Below are 16,027 nucleotides of genomic sequence, written 5' to 3'. Positions count from 1 at the left end.
GTACCGGAAGCGGCGATGATGCCGGTCGCCAGTTTCTTGTCGTAACCATAGCGCAACATGATTGGCAGCGAAATCAGCCCCATCGAGATGACCGAGGCGGCGACGACACCGGTTGTTGCCGCAAGCAGTGCGCCGACAAAAACAACGGCATACGCCAGGCCGCCGCGGATCGGGCCGAAAAGCTGCCCGATCGTATCGAGCAGATCCTCGGCCATGCCGGAGCGTTCCAGAATCAGGCCCATGAAGGTAAAGAATGGAATGGCCAGCAGGGTATCGTTTGACATGATGCCAAAGATTCGGTCCGGCAGTGCCTGGAAGAGCTGCGGGCCGAACAGGCCGAGTTCCATACCGATCAGACCGAAGACCACACCATTGGCAGCCAGCGCAAAAGCTATGGGAAAACCGACGAGCATGAACATGATCATCGAAGCGAAAATGATTGGTGCCATATTGGCAATGAGGAACTGGGTCATCACAGCTCTCCCTTTTCTGCCTTGATGGCCAGTGCGAGTTCTTCTTCCGGGGTGGGTTCATGCGGTTTTTCCGTGGGGTCAGGACACAATCCTCGCAAGAAACCGATGCGCTTGATCAGTTCGGAAATGCCCTGCACGATGAGCAGGAAGAAGCCGACGGGAACCATCAGGCGTACGGGCCACACTACAAGGCCGCCAGCGTTGCTCGAAACCTCATGGTCCTCAAAAGCGAGAACGAAAATCGGCCACGACATCCACATGATGGCGATGGCCATCGGCATCATGAAGAAGATGATGCCGAAAATGTCGACCCAGGCTTGCGCCCGCTTCGAGAGGCGATGCGAGATGACGTCGATGCGCACATGTTCATTTTTCATGAATGTGTAGCCAGCGCCCATCAGAAAGACAAACGAGAACAGATACCACTGTATTTCGAGATAGGCGTTGGAGCTGTAATTGATCGTGTACCGCATCATCGCGTTGCCGGCGCTGATCAGCGTCATGACCAGAATGACCCAGATGATGCTCCTGCCGATAAACCCGGTAATCGAGTCAATGAACTGCGAGAGTTTGAGCAATGCTTTCAAAAAATATTCCTCCAAAATTGGCTTGAAATCTCGGGCTTCTCGGTCCCGCTAGTTTTTTCGTTGCCATGTGGCTGGGTAATGTATCCGGCCACCAAGCAAATAACAACTACAGTGGATTGTCGGTTTATCTGCCTGGCAAATCAGTCTCCTTCCTCTTGAACACAAACTCTTGTGTGCGTGTAGTCATGGATGCCAACCGGAATCAGCAAGCCCCTACGGCCCCCGCGCGACTGCACTCCTCCAGCAGGTAAGCGACGGACCGGTAGGTTCGCCCGGTTTCGGCGGTCAGGCCGATTTCACAGGTGCGGTTGCTTGAAACGCCGCAATCGCAGGCCTTGGGCAGCTCGTCGTGAATCTTGCGCAGGGCATGCTGGTACAGTTCAGGCACGACAAAACCGCGATCACCGGCGAAGCCGCAACACGTCACCCCGGCTGGCTCGATGACCTGCTCGACACAAGCCCTGACAAGATTCTGCAGCTTGGTATCCGAACCGCTCTTGCGAACGCTGCAATTGACATGCAGTGCAATCGGGCCGGCTTGTCGGACTAGCCGTAGCCGGGGCAACAGGGCGTCGTGGGCGAATTCGTGGAAGTCGAAGAGCGGCAGCCGACCGGACAAATGCGTCTGCATGCGCACGCTGCACGCGCTCGCATCCATGATGATCGGATAACGTCCGTTTTCACTGGCTTCGCTGAGTGCGGCTTCGAGACGCGCTGCACCGGCGTCGGCCTCCTCCGCCAACCCTTTGCTGGCCAGCATCTGCCCACAGCACAGTTTGTCGTAACCCTCAGGCAAACGCGGCGCGTAACCCGCGCGGGTCAGCAACAGCTGGATGACGTCACCGAGTTGAGCCTCACCAGCCGTGCTCGGGCCAAAGATCCGTCCTCCGCAGGCAGGGAAGTAGACAACCGGGTCGCCCTCGCCCCGACGTGCCCTGAGCGCCCTGCCGGGTCGAGGCATCGCCGTTTTCCACGCGCCGCGGGAGATTTTGATCAGCGGCTTGTCGCCAACAACCGCGCTGGCCAAGTGACCGAGTTGCAATCCCGCACGGGAAACCGAAGCGACGGCGCCGAAGTGCTCGCCCGTCCAGCGCCCAAACTTGTGTGCAATACCGCTTTGACCTCGGCCGCGCAGGCGGCGTGTCAGATCACCGGTATTGATTCCTACCGGGCAGGCTGTCGAACACAATCCGCATCCCGCGCAGGTATCGAGCCCGAAATACGGATAGTCTGCACCCAGTTCACCGGCGGCTTCGCCTGCAGTACTGCGCCGTGACAACTCGCGCCAGGAGACGATCCGCTGACGTGGAGAAAGGGTGAGCTGATGCGAGGGACACAGCGGTTCGCAAAAGCCGCATTCGATGCAGCGATCGACGATATCCTCGGCGGGGGGCATGGGCTTGAGATGCTTCAGGTGGGCCGCCGGATCGTCGTTCAGTATGACTCCCGGATTCAATCGGTTTTCCGGATCGAACAGTTTCTTGATACGACGCATCAGATCGGTCGCCTGCTTACCCCACTCCATTTCCACAAAAGGCGCCATGTTGCGCCCCGTGCCGTGCTCGGCCTTCAGCGAGCCATCGTACTTGTCGACGACCAGCTTGCAGACTTCGTCCATGAAGCCCGCGTACCGTGCAACTTCGGCCGGATCGCCAAAATCCTGGGTAAACACGAAATGCAGATTGCCCTCCAGCGCATGTCCAAAGATGATCGCCTCGTGGTAGCCGTGGTGTCTGAGCAGCGCCTGCAGATCAAGTGTGGCCGCTGCCAGCGATTCGATCGGAAAAGCCACATCCTCGATGATGACCGTGGTGCCTGTCCGCCGCATGGCTCCGACTGAAGGAAACGTCCCCTTGCGCACTTTCCAGTACATCTCGCCGGTTTCCGGGTCAGTGGAAAACAACGCAGGCTCAACGGTAGCGATACCGTTGATGGCCGAAAGCGCCGCATCGATGCGCGCCTGCAAGCCGACGCTTTCCTGGTCGCGGACTTCGATCAGCAGGGCAGCGACTGATTCGCCCAGCGAACGAATCATCGGAGGCAGGCCGGCCTTGTCTTCAACGGAGCGCAGTGCGGCTCGATCCAGCAGCTCAACTGCGGAGACCGGCTGCGGTTTGAGGCGAATCACCGCCTGACACGCCGTTTCTATATCCGGAAAGAAAACCAGCGCACTGGCCTTACACGGATCTTCCGCGACGGTGCGGTAGGTGATCCGGGAAATGAAGCCCAACGTTCCTTCCGAGCCGATCATCAGATGCGCCAGGATATCGATCGGGTTGGCGTAATCCGCCAACGCATTGAGGCTGTAGCCCGTGGTGTTCTTGATCTTGAATTTCTGCCGGATACGAGCGGCCAGAAGGTCGTCGGCACGAGTTTCATTTCCCAGACGTTCAAGCTCGCCAAGAAGTTCGGCATGGCTTTGCTGAAATGCGGTCAGGCTGACCGCATCCTCGGTGTCCAGCACGCTGCCGTCAGCCAGCATGACGCGCAGCCCGACGAGCGTCTGGTAGCTGTTCTGGGCCGTGCCGCAACACATGCCGGAGGCGTTGTTGGCGGCAATGCCGCCGATCTTGCAGGTGGCAATCGATGCCGGATCGGGACCGATCTTTCGCCCGAAGGGGGCAAGGCGCCGATTGACTTCGCTGCCGATGATCCCCGGCCCGAGACTTACGCTGAGTGCATCGGCAGCCAGCTCAAAGCCGGCAAAGCCTTCTCCGATCAAGACCAGGATACCGTCGGTAATCGCCTGCCCGGACAGGCTGGTGCCTGCGGCACGGAAGGTAAGGTGAATATCCTCCTGGCGAGCCACAGCCAGCACGTGCGCCACGTCGGCCTCATTTTCCACAACAACCACGACCCGTGGAACCAGTCGGTAGAAACTGGCATCAGTACCCCAGGCCAGCCGTCGCAGTTCATCAGTGATGACGCGCTCTGCCGGGAAACGCCTGCGAAGTGCAGAAATAAGCGCGTTCAATTTCCGCCTGCTCCCCTATCCAATAACACAATGGATGATAACGGTTTTCATAAGCACACTGCGGCCAATTAACCAATGGCCACCACATTGCATCAGTAACGGTTGACGGCACGAATCATAATAAAAGCTACAATGACCGGAAAATTGGTAGTGCCAATATTTTTTTCGGCGCCACACCCGCCAATACGAAGGACTTCGGGAAACTCGCTATGGTACATAGCAGCGTTACAGAAGAGATTCAACGCGAGCTTGAAACCCGCCTGCTCAATGGCTCCTGGACAGTCGGCACGCGCTTGCCGGCCGAGCGGATTCTGGCGGAAACGCTGGGGGTTTCCCGTAACTCCTTGCGAGTTGCGATATTCAGCCTGAAAGCCCGTGGCCTGCTCGTCAGCAAATGGGGAAGCGGCGTATTCGTTACCGACCGCCTGCAGGGGATCATTTCATCACCCTGGCGGCAACTGGTGGCTGACCATCCGGATCTGCGATGGGATACGCTGGAATTTCGCCGCGAACTGGAAGGCGCCACAGCACACTATGCCGCCTTGCGTGCTGACAAGAGCGATCTCAAGAAGATCGAAGGCATCATCAAACGCCTGAACAAGGCCTACGACACGGGAGCGACGCGCGAAGAACACAAGGCAGACGCCGACTTTCACGAAGCCATCGCCGAAGCGTCGCACAACAGCATGTTTCTCTACCTGCACGCCGGCATCCTGCGCCTGTTGGGTGAGCACATCAGCCTCAATCTGCAAGCCTTGGAAGACCCCAGCGGCAAGGTAACGAATCAATTGCGCCAGCAACACCTCGACATCTGGCACGCCATTCGCCGACGCCAACCGGATGCGGCACGGCAGGCGATGCTCGCTCACATCGATTTCACGCGCTCAGAATTGGCCAGCAGAGACATCTAGTCAACATGCAGCCAACGTAGCCAGAGCATTAAAGCACTTGCCCGGTCTTGCTTGATTGACTAGATAAATCTGATCCCTGGTTTTCCCTCTACGATCTCGCCGATCACTGCAGCATGATCAAAGCTCTGCTGCAGAAAAACCGCAAGCACTTGAGTGACGACCTCCGGTGCACAGGAAATGAGCAGGCCTCCGCTGGTCTGCGGATCGGTGAGCAACGCGCGTTCGCTGTTTCCGAATCGCTTGGAGTCAAGCTCGACGCTGTCGCCACAGGCGGCCCAGTTGCGGGCGGACGCTCCGGTCACGCAGCCCCGATCGGCAAGATCACCGGCCCTCGGCAAAACAGGGATTGCCGAATAGTCTAGCCGCGCCGACACGCCGGAACCGTTACAGACTTCCAGCAGGTGGCCCAGCAATCCAAAGCCGGTCACGTCGGTCATGGCGTGCACCCCGGCAAGACATGCCAACATCGGGCCGGGCGTATTGAGCTTCGTGGTCAACTCGATCATCAGCTCATAATCGTGCGGCGACAACATGCCTTTCTTGAAGGCGGCGCTATACAGTCCGATACCCAGACGTTTGCCGAGAATCAACTTGTCCCCGACTTGTGCACCGCTGTTGCGCCTGATGTTCCCGGGGTGCACCAGGCCGATGACCACCAGGCCGTAGATCGGCTCAACCGAATCAATGCTGTGGCCGCCGGCAATCGGAATACGCGCCTTGGCGCAAACGGACTCGCCTCCTTCAAGAATGCGCCCGATGGTTTCCAGCGGCAGCGTATTCACCGGCATTCCGACAATCGCCAGAGCAAACAGCGGCGTTCCACCCATGGCGTAAATATCAGAAATGGCGTTGGTTGCGGCGATACGGCCGAAATCGAAGGGATCATCGACAATCGGCATAAAAAAATCGGTCGTCGCAACAATCGCCTGCTCATCGTTGATCTGGTACACCGCCGCATCGTCGCGGGTATCGCGTCCCACCAGCAATTGCGGCGGCACCAGTCCAGGCGAGACTCTTGCGAGGATCTGTTCGAGCACGCCAGGAGCGATCTTGCATCCGCATCCCCCGCCGTGCGATAACTGGGTCAGTCTGATCGGCCCAACCGGAACGGATGCCTCGGAAGGTTCCGAAGTTGGGGAAATCTCATCGCTTGTCGTACTCATTCTCTTCTTCTTGGAAACTGGAACTGATTGATCTTTTGGCGCGCCCTGCTTCAAAGAGCGTCGAATCCCGCGGCCTCAACCGCGGCCTTGAATTGTGCGACGTCGGCGATCGCCGGATCATAGTCAATGCTGGCCTGCCCGGCGTCCAGCGAGACTTCGACCGACTCCACCCCTGTCAAGTCCCGCAACACCCCCGTGACATTCTTGACACAACCCTGACAACTCATGCCGCCAATTCCGATGACAATACGCGCCATGCTCAATCTCCCATGTCAAATGACTGTTGCCGCACCTGGCTGGCGAAAGTCTGCTGCTGCAATAGCTCGGCAAACTCTTCGGCGGGCAATGGAAAGCTCAAATGATACCCCTGAACTTCATCGCAGCCTTGATGCGCAAGCATTTCCAGTTGATTGGCATGCTCGACGCCCTCGGCGATGACCTTGAGGCGCAGGCTGTGCCCCATGCTGATAATCGCCGAGGCGATCGCCCAATCGTCCGGGTCGGTGACAATATCACGCACGAACGACTGATCGATCTTCAGCCGATCGATCGGAAAGCGCTTGAGATACGACAGGCTGGAATACCCGGTGCCGAAATCGTCGATGGCCAGCCGAATGTTCATCGCCGATAGTCGCTGCAAGGCATCGACCGTAGCCTTGGCATCGCTCATCAGGGTGCCTTCGGTCAGTTCGAGTTCGAGACACTCGGCAGGCAGCCCGGTTTCGGCGAGGACTTCGCGAACACTTTCTTCAAGCCTGCCGCCGCGGAATTGCACCGAAGAAACATTGACGGCGATACAGATCGACGGCAATCCCGCGATCTGCCACGCGCGATTCTGCCGACACGCCTCGCGCAGCACCCAATCGCCCAGCGGCCCGATCAGTCCGGACAATTCGGCCACCGGGATGAACTTGCCGGGCGAAACCATACCGATCTCCGGATGCTGCCAGCGAATCAGCGCTTCGGCACCGACGATGCGTCCGGTAGCCACATTGATTTGCGGCTGGTAATGGAGAATGAACTCGCCACGCTCGAGGCCTTGGCGAAGTCTGTTTTCGAGCACCAGCCGTTCAAGTGCTGCGATATTCATATCGCTGGCAAAAAACTGGAAGGCGTTTCGCCCGGATTCCTTGGCCCGATACATTGCCACATCGGCGTATTTGAGCAGCGACTCGAAATCCCTGCCATCCTGAGGAAAGAGGCTGATGCCCAGCGACGGCGTCACGCTCAGTTCGTGTCGCTCGATGTTAAACGGACGGGCGACCGCGGCGAGTATCTTGCGCGCCACTTCGGCGGCGCTGTCAGGCGTGATTTCACTCAGCAGAACAACGAACTCGTCGCCACCGAGACGCGCCACGGTATCCCTGCGTCGAATACAGTCAAGCAAACGTTGCGACACCTGGACGAGTATCTGGTCGCCGGCAGAGTGCCCGAGCGAGTCGTTGATAACCTTGAAGTGATCCAGATCGATAAAGCACACGGCGACCTGCTTGCCTTCACGCTCGGCCGCGGCCAACGCCTGCTCGACGCGATCCTGCAACAGCGTACGGTTGGGCAGTCGGGTCAGCGGATCGTAGTAAGCCAGTTGGCGAATGTTCTCCTGTGCGGCAAGGCGCTCGGAAATATCCGACTCGATACCGACATAGTTGAGCACTCTGCCAGAGGCGCCGCGATAAACGCTGATGGTCAGTTCTACCGGATAGATTTCGCCGTTCTTGCGCTTGTTCCAGACTTCACCCTGCCAGCGACCTTCGTCGTTGAGCGTTTTCCACATCGTCGAGTAAAATTCGGCGGACTGTCGATCCGAGCCGAGAAAAGGCAACATGCGGCCGATCACCTCCTCCGCAGCATAACCGGTCATTCCGGACAAAGCAGGGTTCACCGAAATGATGACCGCGCGAGCGTCGGTGATGATGATCGCCTCCTGGCTGCTCTCGAAAACCCGAGCGGCGAGACTGAGCTGCGCCTCGGTCAGCTTGCGCTGCGTGATGTTACGAAAGACGCCCTGAATCAGGCGCTGCCGGCCCGCCGTTTCAATCACGTTGGTACTGATCTCGACGTCAACGATGTCCCCATCGGCCGTGACAATCTGCATCTCGTCCGGGCCGCCTCGCCCGGCGCGAATGTGCCGTGTGTAAGCCTCCTTGTAGGCGGCTGTCAGGGCGGGAGGATGCAGCGCCGCAAACGACATGCCGATCAGGTTTTCGCGCGGCCGCAGGAACAGGAGCTCGGCCTCGACATTGGCGTCGATCAAGTGCCCGGTATCGATGTCGGCCACCACAATGGCGTCCTGCGCGCCCTCGAAGAGTGCGGCATACCGGTTGCTCGACTCTTTCAGGGCTTGTTCGATCTGCCGCTGCGCGCTCAGGTCGATCAAGGTACCGACCGACGCCGGGCGCCCGCCGATGGGCCACGGACGACCCATGACCATCATCGGAAAGGTACTACCATCCTTGCGCAAACCGGTCAGTTCGTAGGGCTCGCTCACCTCACCTGCACCGCGCCGTCGCATCTTGCCGATCAAGAACTCGTGTTGCTCGGCGATCACCAAAGCCTGCGGCCCGTGCGTGTTGAGGAGTTCTTTATCGCGGTAACCGAACATCGCAAGCAGTTTCGGATTGACGTAACTGAATTTATAGTCCTGCAGGATGAAAACGCCGACCTGGGCGGCATCCATAGTCGCCCGGTATTTCTCCTCGCTGTCGCGCAGCGCCTTCTCCTGTTCGCGCTGGAGCGTCACATCCACGGCAATTCCGCAGGCGGTGAGAGGCCGGCCCGAAATGTCCGAAAGCACCGTCATCGAATCGCAATACCAGGTCATGTTGCCGGCCGCATCGCGCAGGCGGTATTCGAGACGCGTTGACAGGGAACGGCCAGGTGCCGCCGCACATAATGAGACAAGCTCGGCAAAACAGCGCTCGCGGTCATCTCCGACCCAATGCTCATCAAGCAGTTCCCAGCCCCGTGCATGCAGGTCGGCAAGTGCAATACCAAGCAGGTTCGCCGCACGCGGACTGATGAAGTCGTAGCCGCCCCGAACAAAATCGAGCCGGTAAGCGATATGCTCACTCGATGAAAGCAGTTCGTCGAGCAGGGATAGGCTTCCGGTCAAAGTCAATGCACCACTCATATCATTAATGCGGCTTCGCTCAATATCATGAACATTATCATCGTTCGCCCGGTCGCCAGCGACGGAGCAACAGCGAGTTCGACACGACCGAAACCGAACTCATGGCCATTGCCGCACCGGCAAATACCGGATTGAGCATACCCAACGCGGCCAAGGGTATTCCAGCGACATTGTAAATGAAGGCTAAGAAAAGATTCTGTCGGATTTTTCCGAGCGTCGCCCTTGAGAGCAATATGGCATCGGCAACACCCTGCAGATCGCTGCGCACGAGCGTCACATCGGCCACTTCGATGGCGGCATCCGACCCGGCGCCGATTGCAAAACTGACATCGGCAGCAGCCAAGGCCGGTGCGTCGTTGACTCCATCGCCGACCATCGCCACAACCCCGCCGCCGGTCCTCAACGCACCGACCGCGGCAGCTTTGTCGCCAGGCAATATGCCGGCACGAAATTCGTCGATTCCGGCTTCGGCAGCGATCGCTGCAGCCGTCGCCGCGTTATCGCCGGTCAACATCACGACACGGATCCCCATTTCCTTCAGACGCGCGACTGCCGCGCGTGAGGTATCGCGCAAGGAATCGGCAATTGCCAGCAGGGTTAAGGGCACGTCGTCTTCAGCGAGCACAACCACCGTCTTGCCCGCAGCTTGCAACGCAGCGATCTGCTCGATCGGCAGCGCGAGGTCGGCAAACCAGTCGGGGGAACCCAGCCGCAGGATGCGTCCGTCAACTCTGCCTGAAACGCCCTTTCCGGCAGTCGACTGAAAATCGGCCAGGGTTGACAGTGTCGCGGACAAGGTCTGCGCCCGTGCCAGGATGGCGCGTCCGAGAGGATGCTCGGAGCCCTGCTCCAGGGAGGCCGCCAGCCGCAGCGACTCGTCCACATCCCCGGCCAGTGGCACAAGATCGGTGACAATCGGTTCGCCACGCGTCAGCGTACCGGTCTTATCGACCGCCAGGACTTCGATCTTTTCGGCCCGTTCCAGCGCCTCGGCATTCCTGACCAGAATTCCGGCGCCTGCGCCCTGCCCGGTCCCGACCATGATCGCCGTCGGTGTCGCCAGCCCGAGCGCACAGGGGCAGGCGATGACCAGCACGGCAACGGCATTGACCAGCGCGTCGCTGAACGCACTGCCAACAACCCACCAGGCGGCGAAAGTGAGCAAGGCGATGACGCAGACGACCGGCACGAAGATCGCCGAAATGCGGTCGGCCAGTCGCTGCACTGGCGCTTTCGAACCCTGTGCCTCGGCCACCATGCGGATGATGCCGGCCAGCAGAGTGTGCTCGCCAACGCCCGTAGCACGACAGCGCAGCATGCCTTCGCCATTGGCCGTGGCGGCGAATACCTGGTCGCCCGCGCGTTTGGCAACCGGCATGCTCTCGCCAGTGAGCATCGCTTCATTGACGCTGGATGCGCCGTCGATGACCTCGCCATCGACGGGCAGGCTCTCGCCCGGCCTGACGATGAAAATATCGCCCGGAATGAGCAAGGCGGCATCGAGTTCAAGCAGTTGCCCATCGCGTTCCACCCGGGCGGTTCTCGGCTGCAGGCGAACCAGCGCCTCGATGGCTGCCGTCGTCTTGGCCTTGGCACGCGTCTCCAGCAATTTGCCCAACAGGACGAGCGTAATCACCGCGGCGGAAGCCTCGAAATAGACAGGCAAATCAGCGATCGCACCGAGCGTCACCACCAGGCTGAAGAAATACGCTGCGCTGGTGCCTAGCGCGACCAGCACGTCCATGTTGGCGCCACCGCCACGCAACGCTTTCCAGCCACCGTCGTAGAAGCGCCAGCCGATCCAGAACTGAACCGGCGTCGCCAGCACGAGCTGCAACCAGCGCGGCAGCATATCCTGGTGGTTGTGCATATCACCGCCGAACATGGTCGCCATTTGCGCAACAAGCGGCAAGCTCAACGCGGCAGCGATCCAGAAGCGTCGCAGCTCGGCGTGGTAGGTTGCGATCTTTCTGGCCTTTTCTTCCTCGCGCGAACGGTCGCTTGCAACCCGCCCAGTGAAACCCGCGCGCTGGATCGATTCAAGCAATTGTGACTGGTCAGTTACGCCGGGCTGGTAGCGCACCCGTGCGCGTTCTGAGGCCAGGTTGACCGACGCCTCGACGCCAGGCAAGCGATTGAGCACTTTCTCGATGCGTGTGGCGCAGGCCGCGCAGGTCATCCCTTCAATGCCCAGCTCCAGAGTTTGCAAAGGCACGGCGAATCCGGCTTGTTCGATGGCCGAGACTACCTGTTGCGGCGAGGTCTCGTTCGTCGTCAGCTCGACGCTAGCATGTTCCGAAGCAAAGTTGACACTGGCTGTTGCGCCCGGCAGACGGTTGAGCACTTTCTCGATACGCGTGGCACACGCCGCGCAGCTCATGCCGTTGAGCGGGAGATCAAGACGGCGGATGGGTCCAGACGCTTCTGCCATGGTCCGTGTTAGCCTCCTGATTGAACAAGCAACCGCATCACGTTATACAGTCCCCAAAGGCCGAAGGCCAGAACGAGCAGACCTGCCGACAATCGGACGAAGGGCTTGGCGGCGTATTCCTTCAGGCGAACGGCCAGCAGACCGGCGAGCAAAAGGTTCGGTAACGTACCCACGCCGAAGGCCAGCATCAACCCGGCGCCGTGCAGTGCAGAGCCACTCGTCATCGCCGTCACCAGGGCACTATAAACCAGTCCGCAGGGCAGCCAGCCCCACAACAAACCCAGCGGGAATGCCTGCGCGATGCTGCTTGCCGGCAAATAGCGCCGGGTCAGCGGTTGCAGATGTCGCCATAGCTTCTGTCCGAAACGTTCGGTAAACGCCAGCGCCCGCGTAACGCCGATCAGGTACAAACCCAGCGCGACGAGCATCAGATTGGCCAGCACGAAGAGGATGATGCGTACCGGCAACTGACCGGAGAGCAGGAGACTGGCCCCACCCACGGCACCAGCGAGGGCCCCGGCTACGCCATAACTGATGATGCGCCCGGCGTTGTAGGCGAGATGCAGGGATGGGCGCGGACCGGCGCCCATCGAAAGCGCGCTGACAATACCGCCGCACATGCCAACACAGTGCGTTCCACCGAGCAGACCGATCAGAAACAGGGCGAGATAGCTGGATTCAGGCATCGACAGGCGAGGGCGAACGGGGAACCGTAAGGGCGGCGCTTGCCTTACGGAGCCTTTCAGAGCCCTCGCAAGGATCGCGAATCGATCAAACCACCGCCAATCGATCGACGGTGTCGGGGAACTTCTCAACCAGGCGAATCAGCAGTGCAGCCTGGGCGTTCGGCTTGGCCCTCCCCTGCTCCCAATTTTCCAGTGTGCGTGGGTTGGTGCGCAGATACCTTGCAAATACCGGGCGCGACAGGTGAAGACGCTCGCGAAGTGTCACCAGCTCATCGGCAGTCACCTCCGGTACCGGTTGTACCTCAACCTTGTGGGTGCGCAGTGTCTGCTTGCCAGCACGCTCACTGGCCAAGGCATCAAAGCCCTCGGCAATTTCCGCAAACAAGTTCCGTTTTTTCATCGCCTTGCCTCCAGTTCTGCTTTCAACATCCCCTTGAGCGTCTTCTTCTCGTCGGCGCTCAAGTCCTCCATTTCATCCTTGTCATACAAGGTGAATAGCCAGAATTGCTTGCCACCATCCCACCAGTAGTAAATTAGTCTCAATCCGCCGCTCTTACCCTTACCGCGACGTGGATCGCCGTGACGCAGTTTGCGAAGACCGCCCGTACCTTCGATCACATTGCCTACCTCGGGGTATTTGAGCATGGCCTGTTGGAGTATTCGAAATCCTTCATCATCCAGATAGTCGGCACGGTACTTGGCGAATGCCGGCAGTTCGACGAACAATGCTTTCACTTGATGAATATACGCAAGTTACGGTCCTTTCGCAATATTGATTCGTCTGAAAATACTGACATTCGCAGACGAGTCTATTTTGCGGAAACCGCCGGTTCCGATCAAATGGACGGCGGCGAATACCAGCAATTGTTTTGTTCAAGAGAGCGTCGACTGGCACAACAAAAAAAACAGGCTCCGTGGCTGAGCCGCGGAGCCTGTTCTGAATCGGACAAGTTGTCGATTACTGGTAGTACAAACCGCCATTGATGTTCATGGTCGCACCGGTCATGAAACCGGCGAGATCGGAAGCCAGGTAGGCACAAGCGCCACCAATTTCTTCCGGCTTGGCCAGACGCTTCATCGGCACGCCGTCAATGATGCCTTGCAGGACTTCAGGCTTGATCGCCATGACCATCTTGGTGGCGACATAGCCCGGAGCGATGACATTGACCGTAACGCCCTTGGCTGCAAGTTCGGCTGCCAGAGCCTTGGAAAAACCGATCACCCCCGCCTTGGCAGCGGAGTAGTTGGTTTGACCGGCCTGCCCCTTGACGCCATTGAGCGACGAAATGTTGATGATGCGGCCCCAGCCACGCTCGGCCATTTTGGCGGAAACCTGCTTGGTCATGTTGAACAGGCTGGTCAGGTTGGTGGCGATGACGGCATCCCACTGGCTCAATTCCATTTTGGCGAACATGCGGTCGCGCGTAATCCCGGCGTTGTTAACCAGAATGTCGATCGGGCCGGCTTTGGCTTCTGCCTCGGCGACCATGGCCGCACACGAGTCAAAACTGGAAATATCCCCCGATACACAGATGAAATCCTTGAAGCCGGCCGCAGCCATTTCCTTCGTCCACTCGTCCGGCTTGTCGAACTCCGGATGGTAGGCGGCAACCACTTTGTGTCCCGCCTTGGCGAGTTCCTGACAAATTGAAGTACCGAGACCGCCCATGGCACCTGTAACGAAAGCAACGCGTTGCGTCATGTTATTTCCTTTCAAAATAAGTAAATCAATGAAACGGCTGGTTAAAGCCGCTGTCGGTCTTTAGTACGAATGCTGACCAACAATGTTGAAGCGGGTGCAACTCTTTGAATTCATCTCCTCTGCTACATGGTACACACAACAAGCGCCATCCTTGCGGATGACAATACAACTAGGCACATTCCTTTACGTAACGCCCTGGCGCCGGCTCAATAGGCTTGTATTTGGCATTGCCAGGTTTTTTCCGCGCGCCGCGCTCGCCCTCTGAAAACTGTTTCAGCCAGTCACTCCAGTCGCTCCACCAGCTGCCTTTGTGCTCTTGTGCGTCAAGCAGCCAGTTATCCGCAGTAGTGCCCTGCTGGGCGGTATTCAGCCAGAAGCTGCGCTTGTTCTTGCTCGCCGGATTGATCACCCCGGCGATATGGCCGCTGGCGCCCAGGACAAAACGCGACTCGCCACCCAGGAGTTGCGTACCGAGATAAGCGGCTTTCCAGGGCACGATGTGGTCTTCACGGGCCGCCAGAACGTAGTTGGGAGCCTGGACGCGCCCCAGATCGACCTTGACACCGCACATTTCCAGCTTCTCCGGGACGCGCAGAGCGTTTTCCAGATAGAGATTGCGCAGATACCAGCAGGCAAATGGACCGGGTAAATTCGTGCTGTCAGAATTCCAGTAGAGCAGATCAAATGCCGGCGGCGTGCGACCTTTGAGGTAATTGCTGGCGACGTAGTTCCAGACCAGGTCATTGGCACGAAGCATCGAGAAGGCGCTCGATAACTCGCCTCCCTTCATGAGCCCACCCTTGCCCATTTCGGCTTCCCGTTCCGCGATCGACTCTTCATCGATGAACAGTCCGAGTTCACCGGCCTCGGAATAATCCAGCAATGTGGTCAGCAGCGTCAGACTGGCCACTCTGTCTTCTCCGCGGGCAGCAAGCACGGCCAGCGCACTGGTCAGAATGGTTCCGCCAACGCACCAGCCCAGCACATTGACCTGATCAAAATTGCAGATTTCCCGAACGATATTGATCGCGGCGATCGGCCCATTTTCCAGATAGTCGTGCCAGTTCAGATGCCCCTGCTCGTCCTTGGGGTTACGCCAGGAAACAAGAAATACCGTATTCCCCTGCTCAACCGCATAGCGGACAAAGGAATTCTCAGGCTGCAGATCAAGGACGTAGAATTTGTTGATACACGGCGGTACGATCAGCAGCGGCCTTTGAGCTGTCTTGGCGGTCGTCGGCGCGTACTGAATCAACTGGATGAGTTCATTCTCGAAGATCACGGAACCGGGAGTCATCGCCAGGTTTCCGCCGACTTCGAATGCCGACTCGTCGGAAATGGATACGCGACCTTTTCCAAAATCACCAATCAGATTATTGATGCCGTCCGTAATGCACTTCCCCTGGGTATCGAGCGCCAGACGAATGAATTCGGGGTTGGTCGCGGCGAAGTTTGCTGGCGACAATGCGTCTATATATTGACGCGCCAGAAAGCGTGCACGATCCTTTGCCTTGCCATCGCTGGCGGGGAACAACTCGACCAACTCACGGATAAACTGCGAGTTGAGCAGATAGGCCTGCCGAACATAGTCATAAATCGGGCTGCTACGCCATTCGGGCGACGCGAACCGACGATCACCCGAATCGGCTTCAATCACAGACACCAGCGGCTCGTCCTCCTTACGAAGCAGCATGCCGTTCCAGAGTTGCTGGTGTTGATCAAGAAAACGCTTCTGCAGCTGGGCAAAGTGTTCTGGATCCGGGAGCTCCTGAGATGAACCCGTGACACCTGCAACGCTCGTCTGGGAATCGAGAAAATCCATAATTCCCTGCACCAAGGTCGCACTGACCTGGGCGAACATCTGCGTCGCAGGAGCAAAGGATTCTGACGAAAATGCCATGTGTTTTCTCGTGGGTACCGTGGTGACGACCGAAGTCAATTGACGAACTGCCAGCAGGCGATTTTGCACT

The 16,027-nt window shown here is 58.6% G+C and carries 13 protein-coding genes; 1 reads left to right on the top strand and 12 read right to left on the bottom strand.

Annotation, left to right across the window (positions count from 1 at the left end; translation table 11 throughout):
• The 3 genes from PROAA_RS18635 to PROAA_RS18625 all read right to left on the bottom strand — a co-directional run.
• Nucleotides 1-473: TRAP transporter large permease subunit (locus PROAA_RS18635; protein WP_186412790.1), on the bottom strand; the 473-nt coding region annotated here is incomplete at its 3' end.
• Nucleotides 473-1,060 carry a TRAP transporter small permease subunit gene (locus tag PROAA_RS18630; protein WP_186412789.1) on the bottom strand — a complete coding sequence of 196 codons (588 nt, stop codon included), beginning with the start codon at nt 1,058-1,060 and terminating at the stop codon, nt 473-475. The genes PROAA_RS18635 and PROAA_RS18630, both read right to left, overlap by 1 nt.
• 202 nt (nt 1,061-1,262) lie before the next feature.
• Nucleotides 1,263-4,034 carry an FAD-binding and (Fe-S)-binding domain-containing protein gene (locus tag PROAA_RS18625; protein ID WP_186412788.1) on the bottom strand — a complete coding sequence of 924 codons (2,772 nt, stop codon included), beginning with the start codon at nt 4,032-4,034 and terminating at the stop codon, nt 1,263-1,265.
• 209 nt (nt 4,035-4,243) lie between these two features.
• Between PROAA_RS18625 and PROAA_RS18620 the strand changes: the two genes are divergently transcribed.
• Entirely contained in the window at nt 4,244-4,945 is a 702-nt protein-coding gene (locus PROAA_RS18620; protein ID WP_186412787.1) for a FadR/GntR family transcriptional regulator, read from the top strand.
• A gap of 59 nt (nt 4,946-5,004) precedes the next feature.
• Here the strand turns inward: PROAA_RS18620 and selD are convergent, their stop codons facing one another.
• The 9 genes from selD to phaC all read right to left on the bottom strand — a co-directional run bounded on the left by selD (nt 5,005) and on the right by phaC (nt 15,957).
• Entirely contained in the window at nt 5,005-6,108 is a 1,104-nt protein-coding gene (gene selD, locus PROAA_RS18615; protein WP_186412786.1) for a selenide, water dikinase SelD, read from the bottom strand.
• 50 nt (nt 6,109-6,158) lie between these two features.
• On the bottom strand, nt 6,159-6,365 hold the full coding sequence (locus tag PROAA_RS18610; protein ID WP_186412785.1) for a heavy-metal-associated domain-containing protein: 207 nt from the start codon (nt 6,363-6,365) through the stop codon (nt 6,159-6,161).
• Between the two features lie 2 nt (nt 6,366-6,367).
• The gene (locus PROAA_RS18605) at nt 6,368-9,226 is read right to left on the bottom strand and encodes an EAL domain-containing protein (RefSeq protein ID WP_186412784.1); all 2,859 of its coding nucleotides are present in this window, start codon (nt 9,224-9,226) and stop codon (nt 6,368-6,370) included.
• Between the two features lie 49 nt (nt 9,227-9,275).
• Nucleotides 9,276-11,669 carry a heavy metal translocating P-type ATPase gene (locus PROAA_RS18600; protein ID WP_245664356.1) on the bottom strand — a complete coding sequence of 798 codons (2,394 nt, stop codon included), beginning with the start codon at nt 11,667-11,669 and terminating at the stop codon, nt 9,276-9,278.
• An 8-nt stretch (nt 11,670-11,677) separates the two neighbouring features.
• A complete protein-coding gene (locus PROAA_RS18595; protein WP_186412783.1) occupies nt 11,678-12,355 on the bottom strand; it encodes a sulfite exporter TauE/SafE family protein in 678 nt (225 codons plus the stop codon).
• 85 nt (nt 12,356-12,440) lie between these two features.
• A complete protein-coding gene (locus PROAA_RS18590) occupies nt 12,441-12,755 on the bottom strand; it encodes a helix-turn-helix domain-containing protein (RefSeq protein ID WP_186412782.1) in 315 nt (104 codons plus the stop codon).
• Complete coding sequence (locus PROAA_RS18585) at nt 12,752-13,090, bottom strand: type II toxin-antitoxin system RelE/ParE family toxin (protein ID WP_186412781.1); 339 nt, start codon at nt 13,088-13,090, stop codon at nt 12,752-12,754. The genes PROAA_RS18590 and PROAA_RS18585 overlap by 4 nt, the downstream gene beginning before the upstream one ends.
• Before the next feature lie 223 nt (nt 13,091-13,313).
• On the bottom strand, nt 13,314-14,057 hold the full coding sequence (gene phbB / locus PROAA_RS18580; RefSeq protein WP_186412780.1) for an acetoacetyl-CoA reductase: 744 nt from the start codon (nt 14,055-14,057) through the stop codon (nt 13,314-13,316).
• Between the two features lie 169 nt (nt 14,058-14,226).
• Nucleotides 14,227-15,957: a class I poly(R)-hydroxyalkanoic acid synthase gene (gene phaC, locus PROAA_RS18575; protein WP_186412779.1), complete on the bottom strand. Its 1,731-nt coding sequence runs from the start codon at nt 15,955-15,957 to the stop codon at nt 14,227-14,229.
• Nucleotides 15,958-16,027 lie beyond the last annotated feature (70 nt).

It is taken from the genome of Candidatus Propionivibrio aalborgensis (assembly GCF_900089945.1).
GTDB classification, from domain to species: domain Bacteria; phylum Pseudomonadota; class Gammaproteobacteria; order Burkholderiales; family Rhodocyclaceae; genus Propionivibrio; species Propionivibrio aalborgensis.
The sequence above is the reverse complement of the archived record's forward strand: the minus strand, read 5'-3'. Positions and strand labels throughout refer to the sequence as shown.

Bases quoted from the DNA above. Each gene is read 5' to 3' on its own strand.
- PROAA_RS18620 (WP_186412787.1), top strand. From the start codon at position 4,244: ATGGTACATAGCAGCGTTACAGAAGAGATTCAACGCGAGCTTGAAACC.
- selD (WP_186412786.1), bottom strand. From the start codon at position 6,108: ATGAGTACGACAAGCGATGAGATTTCCCCAACTTCGGAACCTTCCGAG.
- PROAA_RS18610 (WP_186412785.1), bottom strand. From the start codon at position 6,365: ATGGCGCGTATTGTCATCGGAATTGGCGGCATGAGTTGTCAGGGTTGT.
- PROAA_RS18600 (WP_245664356.1), bottom strand. From the start codon at position 11,669: ATGGCAGAAGCGTCTGGACCCATCCGCCGTCTTGATCTCCCGCTCAAC.
- PROAA_RS18595 (WP_186412783.1), bottom strand. From the start codon at position 12,355: ATGCCTGAATCCAGCTATCTCGCCCTGTTTCTGATCGGTCTGCTCGGT.
- PROAA_RS18590 (WP_186412782.1), bottom strand. From the start codon at position 12,755: ATGAAAAAACGGAACTTGTTTGCGGAAATTGCCGAGGGCTTTGATGCC.
- phbB (WP_186412780.1), bottom strand. From the start codon at position 14,057: ATGACGCAACGCGTTGCTTTCGTTACAGGTGCCATGGGCGGTCTCGGT.
- phaC (WP_186412779.1), bottom strand. From the start codon at position 15,957: ATGGCATTTTCGTCAGAATCCTTTGCTCCTGCGACGCAGATGTTCGCC.